9 protein-coding genes are annotated in these 10349 nt (G+C 71.4%); 3 read left to right on the top strand and 6 right to left on the bottom strand.

Features of this window, described 5'->3' with window-relative positions; translation table 11 throughout:
* Window positions 1–186: 186 nt before the first annotated feature.
* From AB0903_RS33690 to AB0903_RS33680, 3 genes are all read right to left on the bottom strand, one after another.
* Window positions 187–582 carry an ATP-binding protein gene (locus AB0903_RS33690; RefSeq protein ID WP_366708556.1) on the bottom strand — a complete coding sequence of 132 codons (396 nt, stop codon included), beginning with the start codon at window positions 580–582 and terminating at the stop codon, window positions 187–189.
* 243 nt (window positions 583–825) lie between these two features.
* Window positions 826–1824, bottom strand: a complete 999-nt coding sequence (locus AB0903_RS33685; protein WP_366708555.1) for a TAXI family TRAP transporter solute-binding subunit — start codon at window positions 1822–1824, stop codon at window positions 826–828.
* Complete coding sequence (locus AB0903_RS33680) at window positions 1821–3935, bottom strand: TRAP transporter fused permease subunit (protein ID WP_366708554.1); 2115 nt, start codon at window positions 3933–3935, stop codon at window positions 1821–1823. The genes AB0903_RS33685 and AB0903_RS33680 overlap by 4 nt, the downstream gene beginning before the upstream one ends.
* 216 nt (window positions 3936–4151) lie before the next feature.
* Between AB0903_RS33680 and AB0903_RS33675 the strand changes: the two genes are divergently transcribed.
* Window positions 4152–4883, top strand: coding sequence for a response regulator transcription factor (locus AB0903_RS33675; protein ID WP_366708553.1), 732 nt, complete (start codon window positions 4152–4154; stop codon window positions 4881–4883).
* A 9-nt stretch (window positions 4884–4892) separates the two neighbouring features.
* On the top strand, window positions 4893–6311 hold the full coding sequence (locus AB0903_RS33670) for a HAMP domain-containing sensor histidine kinase (protein ID WP_366708552.1): 1419 nt from the start codon (window positions 4893–4895) through the stop codon (window positions 6309–6311).
* Window positions 6312–6340: 29 nt separating this feature from the next.
* Here AB0903_RS33670 and AB0903_RS33665 read toward each other — a convergent pair whose 3' ends face one another.
* A complete protein-coding gene (locus AB0903_RS33665; RefSeq protein ID WP_366708551.1) occupies window positions 6341–7297 on the bottom strand; it encodes a TAXI family TRAP transporter solute-binding subunit in 957 nt (318 codons plus the stop codon).
* A gap of 513 nt (window positions 7298–7810) precedes the next feature.
* Here AB0903_RS33665 and AB0903_RS33660 point away from each other — a divergent pair.
* Entirely contained in the window at window positions 7811–8131 is a 321-nt protein-coding gene (locus tag AB0903_RS33660; RefSeq protein ID WP_366708550.1) for a hypothetical protein, read from the top strand.
* On the opposite strand, the gene AB0903_RS33655 is transcribed toward AB0903_RS33660, so the two are convergent.
* Complete coding sequence (locus AB0903_RS33655) at window positions 8132–8854, bottom strand: hypothetical protein (RefSeq protein ID WP_366708549.1); 723 nt, start codon at window positions 8852–8854, stop codon at window positions 8132–8134.
* Window positions 8851–10260, bottom strand: a complete 1410-nt coding sequence (locus AB0903_RS33650) for an FAD-dependent oxidoreductase (RefSeq protein ID WP_366708548.1) — start codon at window positions 10258–10260, stop codon at window positions 8851–8853. The genes AB0903_RS33655 and AB0903_RS33650 overlap by 4 nt, the downstream gene beginning before the upstream one ends.
* Window positions 10261–10349: the final 89 nt, after the last annotated feature.

Raw genomic sequence — 10349 nt, 5'->3', positions numbered from 1 at the left:
AGGGAGATCTCGAGGATCGACAGGATCAGTACGATCCCGAACGCCTCCCAGCCCCACTGCCACGCGGCGAAGGCAAGGCCGGCCGCCGTGACGGCGAACGACCAGCCGAATGTCCTCAAGATCATCCATTTTCCCATGCAGTCGGAGTGAATTTCGTAAAGGCTTGGGGCTCGGGCGCCGCTCGTGTCACGACGCCGGCCGGTCGGGAGCGCTTGTGGGCACGCGGGGGGCCACCTCGAACCAGACGGTCTTTCCCGTGGCCGTGGGCGTACTGCCCCAGTCGGCCGCCAGGGCCGCGACCAGCAACAGGCCGCGACCGCTCTCGGCCGTGTCGGCCACCTCCACCCGCAGCCGGGCCCTCGCCCAGCTCACGACGGCGGTGTACGGGCCACTGGCGTGCAGCAACGCGTTGGCGATCACCTCGCCGGAGAGCAGCGCCAGGTCATCCAGCGTCTCGTCCGGAAGCGGCAGGCCCCAGTCACGGACCGTCGCGAGGACGAGCCGACGCGCCGTGGGAACGGTCTCCTTCGCCGCGCTGAGGGTGAAGCGACGGCACATGGGTTCGCTGTGGGTATGCACCATGATCATCCCTTGACGGATGCGCTCCCGGTGCGGACCGGGCTGCGACACCACGGACACGGTCGGCGCGGGCATGGGACGGCAGCCGTATGGAGAAGGGGCCGGCAGCGGTTCCCGGGAGCGGCGGGACGGCTTGTCGTTCGCGCGAGTTGGTGCGCCCACGCCGGGTGGAGGCTGCCCCTGCCCGGGGACGCGTGGCCGGCCCTGCTCAGGAGCACCCAACCCGGCCACGTTCCCCTGCCCGGTTCAGGGCTTCTGGGCGAGGGCCTTCAGCGCCTTCTCTGCGCCCGGGTTCAGCGGGACGGGGGTGACGCCCGCGGCGAGGCCGAGTTCGATCTCACCCGCGGCCGCGTTCACCTTCTCCAGCTCGCTCTTCTTCTCGTAGACGAGGTTGACGATCTCACCGGCGAGATCCGGGTCGAAGCCCTTCTTCACCAGCAGCACGTTGGGTACCACGATCGTGGGCACGTCCTTGGGCTGGTTGTATACGGACTTTGGGCTGGAGCCCGTCTGGTAGACGTCGCCGTACTCCTGGTTCAGAGCGGGCAGCTGCGGTGTCACGTCCAGGAAGCGGACCTGCTTCTTGAGGCTGGTGGTGAGGTCCGTGATGCCGCCGCTGGGCAGGCCGCCGGACCAGAACAGGGCGTCGATCGTGCCGTCCTTCATGGCGTCCACGGTCTCCGGGAGGCCGAGACGGTCGGCCGAGATGTCCTTGGCGGGGTCCAGCCCCGCGGCCTTCAGCAGCCGGTTGGCGATCACTTCCGTGCCGGAGCCGGGGGCCCCGGTGGAGACCCGCTTGCCCTTCATGTCCTCCAGGGAGTCGATGCCCGTGTCGGACCGGACCAGCACCTGGGTGTAGTTCGGGTACAGCCGCGTCAGTGCCTCGATGTCCTGGGGCGAGGAGAACGACTCCTTGCCCTCCACGGCGTCGCCGGCGGTGTCCAGCAGGGAGAAGGCGAGGTCATAGCTGCCGGCCCCGAGGCCCTGGATGTTCTGCACGGACGCGCCGGTGGTGGTGGCGGTGGCCCGGTAGCCGTCGAGGTTGTTGGAGATCAGCTTCGCGAGTCCGCCCCCGATCTGGTAGTAGACGCCGGTGGTGGCCCCGGTCGCGATGGTGAGCCGGCCTCCCTTCCCACCGCTGTCGGCGGTCGTGTTCTCGGTTTGCTTTCCGCCGCCGCAGGCGGCGAGGAGCCCTATGGCGAGAGCGGCGGTGGCGAGGCGCAGGGTGCGCATCCGGTGCTTCATGAGGGGAGCTGTCCTTCCGTGACGGTGTCCGCCTCCCGGGTCCCACCGACGGCGGGAACCGGGAAGGCGGGCTGCCTGCGGCGCACGAGGCGTATGCCGAGGGCGAGTGCGAGGGCCGCGAACCCGGCGGTGATCGCTACGGGTTCGAGGTACAGGAGGCACAGGGCGGCGGCCGCGCACAGTGCCCGCTCCACCGGGCCCGCCGGGCCGAGCAGCCGGCCTCCGGTGGCCGCGGCCAGTGCGGCCACGGCGAGAGCGGAGACCGCGGTGGTCCACAGGACGCTCCACAGGCCCCCCGTGCCGAGCAGATGGGCGCCGTTGTCGGTCAGGACGAAGGCGAACGGCACCAGGAACGCGGGCAGCGAGTACTTCCAGGTCGCCACCATCGTGCGCATCGGGTTGCCGCCCGTGATGGCGGCGGAGGCGGCCGCCGCCATGGCCGTCGGCGGGCTCACCTCGGAGAGCACGGCGTAGTAGAAGATGAACATGTACGCCTCGTGGGTGGCGACGCCCAGCGAGAGCAGGGCGGGCGCAATGATCACCGCGGCGATGATGAAGGAGGCGGTGACCGGGACCGCGAGCCCGAGGATCGACACCGCGACTGCGGCGAAGAGCACGGTCAGGACCAGCTTCACGGTCGCGTTGTCACCGAGAGCTCCGGCCGCGTCGACGATGACGGAGGCAAGGTTCAGGCCGAGGCCGGTCTGGGTGACGACGGCGACGATCATGCCCGCCGCGGCGCAGGTCGCGACGACCGGGAGGACCGACTTGCTGCCCTCGGCGAGGGCCGCGTACAGCCGTCGCGGCGTCATCCTGTGATGGCTGTCGAGGAACGACAGAAGGAACTGCAGGGCCGTCGCGTAGACCACCGCCCTGAACGGGGGAAGTCCCATCGCCATGAAGCCGACGATCATGAAGAGGGAGAGGAAGTGGTAGCCGAACCGGCCGAGCAGCCGCAGTGCCGATGTGGGCTCGTCGTCCACCACGGGCTGCGTGTGGTGTTTGCGGGCGTCGATCTCGACCGCGAGAAGGATGCCCAGGTAGTACAGGAGCGTGGGCACCAGCGCGTACAGCAGGACGGTGAGGTAACTCTCCCTCAGGTACTCGGCGATGATGAACGCGGCGGCGCCCAGCGTCGGCGGGGACAGGATCGCGCCGATACCGGCGGCGGCGAGCACTCCGCCGCCCTGTTCCTTGCCGTAACCGGCCCGGCGCAGCACGGGCCAGGCGACCGATCCGAGGCTGACCGCGGTCGCGGTGCCGGACCCCGAGACGGTGCCGAGCAGAAAACCGGCGGCGGTCACCGTACGGCCGGGGGCGCTGCGGGAGCCGCGGAAGGCCGCGAAGGACAGGTTGATGAAGAACTTGCCGGCGCCGGAGATGTCGAGGACCGCGCCGAAGATGGTGAACAGCACGATGTACGTGCCGGCCACGTTCAGCGGAACTCCGTACACCCCGTCGGTGCCCATGAAGAAGTGGGCCGCGATCGCGTCGATGTCGAAGCCGCCGTGCGCCAGCGACCAGTCGTACGGCAGCAGCCCTCCGTAGTACGCGTACACCAGGAAGCTCGCGCAGAAGGCCGGCAGGACCCAGCCGGTGGTGCGCCGGCACGCCTCCAGGACCAGGACGATCAAGGCGAGCCCCGCCGCGGTGTCCAGCGAGGTCGGCAGCTGCCGCCGCTCGATGAACGCGTCGAACTCGAGCAGCGGATACAGGCACACGGCGAGTGCTGCCGCGGCGAGCAGCCAGTCGAACCAGGCCGGGTTGTCGTGGCGGACGGCCGCCTTGTCCGACACTCCGGCCGGGGCGGTGGCACGGTCGCCGCGTCGCCAGGGGAGCAGCAGCGCCGGTACCCGCACTGTCCCGCGGTGGGTCAGGAAGATCAGCGGCAGCGTCCCCGCGAGGAAGAGGGTCAGGTAGTACTGGGTGCCCTTGGCCACCGGAAAGAAGATCGCGTACAGCACGAAGACCGACAGCGCGGCGCACACCACGGACACGGCCGCAAGGACCCCGGGGGAGAGTTTCCGGGCAGGCCGCTCCTGCTCGAACTCGGCCACGAGGTCCTCGGCTGATCGCTGCCTCGGCTCGGACGGCACCGTTGCCATGCTCATCGCGGCTTCTCCTGGGACTAGGCGGTTCGTGGTGTCCCAGACCGTGGCAGCTGTTTACCTGCGGGCAACAGAGCAAGGCTGAGGACTTAACGTAGGTTTAGGGTTCAGTGACGGCGGTCACTTCTACGCTCATCGCAACGGCTGTCACCTGCGCGCTCCCTCGACACCTCTGTCGCTGGGCCTCAGGGCCGCCGGATTCAGCAACTGGGAGGCCGTGTGCGGATACTTCTCGTCGAGGACGACAACCGGGTCGCCGACGCCCTCATGGGCGCCCTCCGGCGCCACGGGTACGAGGTGCGGCGTGCTGAGAACGCCGCCGACGCCCTGGCGGCTCCCGCCGCCGATCTCGTACTGCTCGACCTGGGCCTGCCCGACCGGGACGGCATCGAGGTGTGCCGGGAACTGCGTGCCCGCAGCGGGGTCCCGGTGATCGCGGTGACCGCGAGGGGAGACGAGCCCGACCGTGTGCGGGGGCTGCGCAGCGGCGCCGACGACTACGTGGTGAAACCGTTCGGGGCCGCGGAGCTGCTGGCCCGTATCGAGGCGGTGCTCCGGCGCAGCGTGCGTCAGCGCGCCCATGAGGACCGGCTCGTCGCCGTCGACGGCCTGGAGGTGGACCTCGGGCGGCGCACGGTCGTCGTGGACGGGCGGAGTGTCACCCTGGCCCGCAAGGAGTTCGAGATTCTCGCCCTGCTGGCCCGCGCGGGCGGCGCTGCGGTGCCCCGCGACCGGATCGTGGTGGAGGTGTGGCAGACGACGTACGACGGTATGTCACGCACCCTCGACGTCCATGTGGCCACCCTGCGCGGCAAGCTGGGGCGGGCGGGGGCCCTGGTGCAAACCGTGCGCGGCTACGGGTACCGGCTCTCCCTGGGCACGGCGGCCGGTGGTCCGGGGGCCGACGGTGGTGGCGCCGAGGCCGGCCGTCCGGCGGCGGCAGGCGAGTAAGGACGCGGGATGCGCCGCCGACTTCTCGTCATCGTCTTCGCCTTGGTCGCAGGTCTGATCGTCGCACTCAGCCTGCCCTTGGTGCGGGCCACCGCGGAGCGCACGGTCCAGAGCTCGTTCATCGGAAGGGTCGAGGACGGCGCCTGGTTCGCGGACCTGGCCGCCACCGCCCTGGAGTCGGGGCGGACCGGTCGGCTTGAGGCCGCCGCCGACCGCTACGCGAACCTCTACGATTCACGCGTCGCGGTGGTCGACGCCGACAGCAAGACCGTGATCGCCTCGCGCCCCGTCGACCTGGAGGAGCCGCAGATACGGTCGGCGCTGTTGCTCGCCCTCGCCGACCGGCCTCCCGAGCAGCCCGGCGTGTGGTGGCCGTGGGACGACCGGCCCTTCGTGCTGGCCGAGCCCGTCCGGCGTGACGGCCGTGTGCTGGGTGCCGTGCTGATCGTCTCCCCCACCGACCAGGCCCGTTCCGATGTGGCCGACCATCTGACGCTGGTGGTGCTGGGCAGCCTCGCGGCACTCGTCCTGGTGGTGCTCGCGGTCGCGGCGCCGGTGGTCCGCTGGGTGCTCCGTCCTGTTCACGACCTGGACCGGGCCACCCATGAGGTCGCCCTCGGGAGCCTGAAGACCCGCGTGTCGGAGCGGGTGGGCGCCCCGGAACTGCGCCGCCTCGCCAACCACTTCAACGTGATGGCGGACAGCATGCACGCCTCCCAGGAGCAGCAGCGGGCGTTCGTGGCACAGGCGTCCCACCAACTGCGCAATCCGCTGACCGCGCTCCGGCTGCGGGTGGAGAATCTGGAGGAGTTCGTGAACGACCCGCGCGGTCTGAACGAACTGCACTTCGCCGTGGAGGAGGCCGACCGGTTCGGCGAGATGCTCGACGGGTTGCTGCGGCTGGCCAGGGCGGAGGCGTCGGAGGCGGAATGCGGACCGGTCGACGTCTCGGCCGTCGTGACGCACCGGGTCGATGCCTGGCGGGCGGCCTTTGCCGGCGCGGGTGTCCCGCTCACCACGCGGATTCCCGACAGAGTGAGGGCGCTGTCCCTGCCCGACTGCCTGGACCACGCACTCGACACCCTGCTCGACAACGCCCTCAAGTTCGGCGACGGCGCACCCGTCGACGTCTCGGTTCGCCGCCCACCCGTCGGGGAAGCGGCGGGGATGGTCGATGTGACGGTACGGGATGCCGGTCCGGGCCTGACCGCGGAGGAACTGTCCCAGGCGGGAGGGAGGTTCTGGCGCAGCTCACGCCACCAGAACGTCCGCGGTACGGGGCTCGGCCTCGCGCTCACCCGCATGCTGGTGGAGGCGGGCGGCGGCGAACTGCTCCTGGCAGCCGCACCGCCACACGGACTCTTGGCCACCGTACGGCTGCCCGCCGCGCCCGCACTCCCCGGCGATTCCCTGTCCGATCCCCTGTGAGGGGAGTCGGCGACGGTCCCGGTGAGCGGTCAGGGATGTGACTCGCGGTACCACCGGGCAGCGCCGGGGTGCAGCTCCAGGGGGTGGGTGGCGATCGCCGTGCGCCGGTCGAGGCGGCGGGCCTCCGGGTGGGCCCGGATGAGCCGAGACTGGCCCTCGAACAGCAGCCGGGTCAGCCAGTACGCCTCCGAGTCCGGCATGTCGCGCCGCACCACCAGGAAGTTCGGCACGCTCACCGTGGTCACCGCGCTCTGCGCCCCGTACACGACGGCAGGCACGGTGGTCACGGTGTAGAGCTCGCCGTAGGAGCGGGTGAGCTCCCCGACCACGTCGCCGAGGTCGACGAGGCGGATCATGGTGCTGCGGCGCAGTTCGGTGATCGCCCCGGTCGGCAGGCCACCGCTCCAGAAGAACGCGTCGATCCGCCCCGCCGCCAGAGCGGTCGCCGACTCGCGCACATCCAGCCGCAGCGAGGCCAGGTCACCGTCGGGGGAGAGCCCGGCGACCCTCAGGATGCGCTCGGCGATGAGCACCGTGCCCGAGCCCTCGGCCCCCACGGAGATCCGTAGCCCGCGCAGATCCTTCACGCTTCGGACCGGGCTGTCCGCGCGGACCACCAACTGCACGTAGTTGTCGTAGAGCGAGGCCAGCGCCACCACGGGCAGCTTCCGGGAGAAGGGCGCGCTCCCGGCGACTGCGTCGGCGGCGGAATCGGCGAGGGTGAAGCCCGCCTGTGCCTGGTCGGCGGCCACCCGGCGCAGATTCTCGACACTGCCCCCGGTGTGCAGAACCTGCGCCGAGACGCCCGGCAGCCGACTCTCGACGAGGTCGGCGTAGCCGGCCCCGTAGTCTGCGTAGACACCGCCCGGGTTGCCGGCGGCCACTTTGATCTCCCCGGACGGGCGGGGTGGCGCGTCGCCTCCGCCGCATCCTGCGAGCAGCAGCGCCGCGGTGAGGGCGGCGGCGAGTAGGCGTGCCGGCCGCATGGGTACCTCCCTCGACGTTCCGCGCCGCGTACAGGGTGTCCGGCCGATGTCGTGCGGGGTCCGACAGGCCGACTCGATCAGCCTAACCGCCTGCGAAGACGGCGGTCCGTCGACCGGGGGGTGGTCGGCCTCCCCGGCGGTGCTGCCGACGACGGGAGCAAGTGCAGCTGCCTCAGCGTCATCGAGGGCCGGGCCGACCGGTTCGGCCCTCGGTACGCCGGGGCGTGGCGCGGCAACCGCGAGAAGGGCGTCACCTTGCGCAGGTCGCGAAGGACTGCGCCGGGCATGAGATGACGCCGTCGAAGTGGCCGCGCCGGGCCGCCGTGGACGACGCCGAGTAGCCCGGCATCGCCAGGTCCGAGTCGGCGGAGAACCGTGGGCCGAGGAAGCGGATGTGCTGCTGGAGCAGGAGAACGGGGTCCTGCGCGACATGCGCGAACCGGCCGGTGGCCCGGACCTCACAGTCGCGCGTTCGCGAAGCTCGTCGCAGCGCACGTCGCCGTTCTCGAGGACGTGGTGGTCGAGCCGGGTTCCGGCGCCGCGCTCGATCTCCGCCCAGACCGCGTCCGGAGTCGCCTCGCGGTAGCGCTCCTTCCAGCGGCGCTCGTCGCCGAGGAACGCGGCGGGCTGGAAGGAGAACATGCCGTAACCCATGGCGTGGCAGTCACGGATCACGCCAGCGACCTCGTCGAGGTTGCCCGGGGTGACGGTCATGTTGTGAGCGAACGGCTCGGCTACCTCAGCCCCATCGAGTTCGAGGAGAAGCACTACGCCGAGCAGGCAACGGCCGAACGAGCGAACCTGAGACCCCGTCAACCCCTCCTGACCAGCTGATCAGCACCTCCCGATCAACGGGGGAACCTCAACGCGTACCTGGTTGGCGTCCCGGGAGTGGTAGCAGGGGGTGCATTTGAGGTTGCACTTGGGGAAGACGCCGTGGGTGCCCTCGCAGCCGACGCCGTGCCGGCCGAGGATCTGACCGGGGGTCCTGGCGGAGTCGGGGAGTTCTGCCCAGCGGCGTTCCATGGCCTCGGCGAACTCGCGGTCGTAGGGGCGGGTGGCATGTTCCAGGGCGCGCAGTGCGGCGATGATCCGCATCAGTGGTTCTCCTGCGGGGTCCGGGCTGTCCGAGCCGTGGCGGGCGACGAGGCGGGCCGGGCCTGCCGCTGCCCCCGCCACGGCAGCCAGGCGTACAGCTGGCATCGGGGCGTCCGTGACGAGGACGTACCAGCGCAGCGGCCGGACCAGGGAGGTGTCGAAGCAGCCGCAGTTGTCGAGGACGAGTCCGCGGGCGAACTCCTGGGCGGCCAGGGCCGGCCAGACCACCGCGACGCCCGTGTGCGGCCGGACGGGCGTGGCGGCGCGGGAGCGGGGCGGGGTGAGGAACCAGCCTGCCGTCACGGCCTCGGCGCCGGTCAACGCCACGGCCAGGACGGCCGAGGCAGCGCCGGAGGTCAGGCCGTGGGCGGTCGGGATGGCGGGCATGTCATCGAAGTAACCGGGCCGGCCCAGCGCCATCGCGGCGAGGGCGGCGCCCGGAAGGATGCGCAGGATCACCGGATCACCCCTCTGCGGAGTTTCAACAGCCCGCCGACGGGGCCACTGCTCCGCGCCAGCCGGGTGTAGACGTCGGCCAGCGCCGCGTGCCATGGCCCGTCGGCGTACGTGGGATAGGGGTGCACGGTGCGGGCGTAGTCGGAGGGCGTCCAGCCCAGACGCGCCGCCGCCGCCAGATGGGCGATGGTCTCCCCTGCCCTCGGTGACACCACCGTCGCTCCGACGATCTTCCCGCGCGGGCCCAGCACCAGGGTGGTGAAGCCCTCGGTACGGCCGTCGGCGACCGCCCGGTCGGCCCGGTCGTTCTCCAGCGTGTGCACGCGTACGGCATCGCCGTACTCCTCGCGCGCCTCGTCGGCGGTGAGGCCGACGCGGGCGATCTCCGGATCGGTGAACGTCACCCAGGGCACCGCCCGGTAGTCGATGGAGCGGCGCACACCGAGAAGCGCATCGGTAGCCGCCGCTGCCCCCTGCGTGCCGCCCAGATGGGTGAACGCCGAACGGCCGGTCACGTCACCGGCGGCGTAGATCCGGCGGTTGGCGGTACGCAGTCGGCCGTCGGTGCGGACATCACCGGCCTTGGTCAGCTCCACGCCGGCCGCCTGCAGACCCAGCTTCCGGATGCTGGCGCGGCGGCCCGTGACGGCCAGCAGCGTGTCGTAGGGGAGAGGGTCACCAGGCCCGTGGACGGCAGCGGCGTCGACTCTCTCGGCGCGGTAGCCCGTCAGCACCGTGACGCGCTCGGCCTCCAGCCGCTGCCGCAGCACCTGGGAGGCCCGGGGCTCCTCACGAGGTACCAGCCTGTCCATCGCCTCCACGAGCGTGACCTGCGAACCGAGGCGGGCGAACGCCTGGCCCAGCTCGCAGCCGGTGGGCCCACCGCCCAGCACCACCAGGCGCCGCGGCAGTTCGGACAGGTGCCAGACGGTGTCGCTGGTCAGTGGAACGGCCTCGGCCAGGCCGGGGACCGGCACCAGGACTGGCGAGGAGCCCGTGGCGATGACGGCGTACCGGAAGGAGACCTCCCGGTCGCCCGCGGTCAGGGTTCTCGGGCCCGTGAAGGACGCCGCACCGCAGACGACGTCGACTCCGTACGGGGCGAGCGCCTCGGCCGAGTCGTGCGGCTCGATCGCGCGGGTCGCCCGCTTCACCTCCGCCATGGCCGCTGCCAGATCGGCCGGGCCGGACGCGGGCGGGAGCCCGTAGGCGGTGGCCCGGCGGGCCGCCTGGACGTCGGCGGCCACGTGCAGCAGCGCCTTGCTCGGTACGCACCCTGTCCACAGGCAGTCCCCGCCCAGCCGGTCGCGCTCGACGAGCAGCGTACGGGCACCGAAACGCCCGGCGGTCCGGGCTGCGGTCAGCCCGGCGCTTCCGCCGCCGATGACCACCAGGTCGTACCTGCTCATGCGGTCCTACCTTGTTCGTGGGTTGGACGGGCCGTCGTAAGGTCCAGAGACCCAGAGACTCCGGGCATGGCTTTCATGCGGTTGCCCTC

Source organism: Streptomyces sp. NPDC048389 (genome assembly GCF_040706335.1).
Lineage (GTDB): Bacteria > Actinomycetota > Actinomycetes > Streptomycetales > Streptomycetaceae > Streptomyces.
Note: the sequence above shows the minus strand (reverse complement) of the source record. Positions and strands in the feature narration are given on the sequence as shown.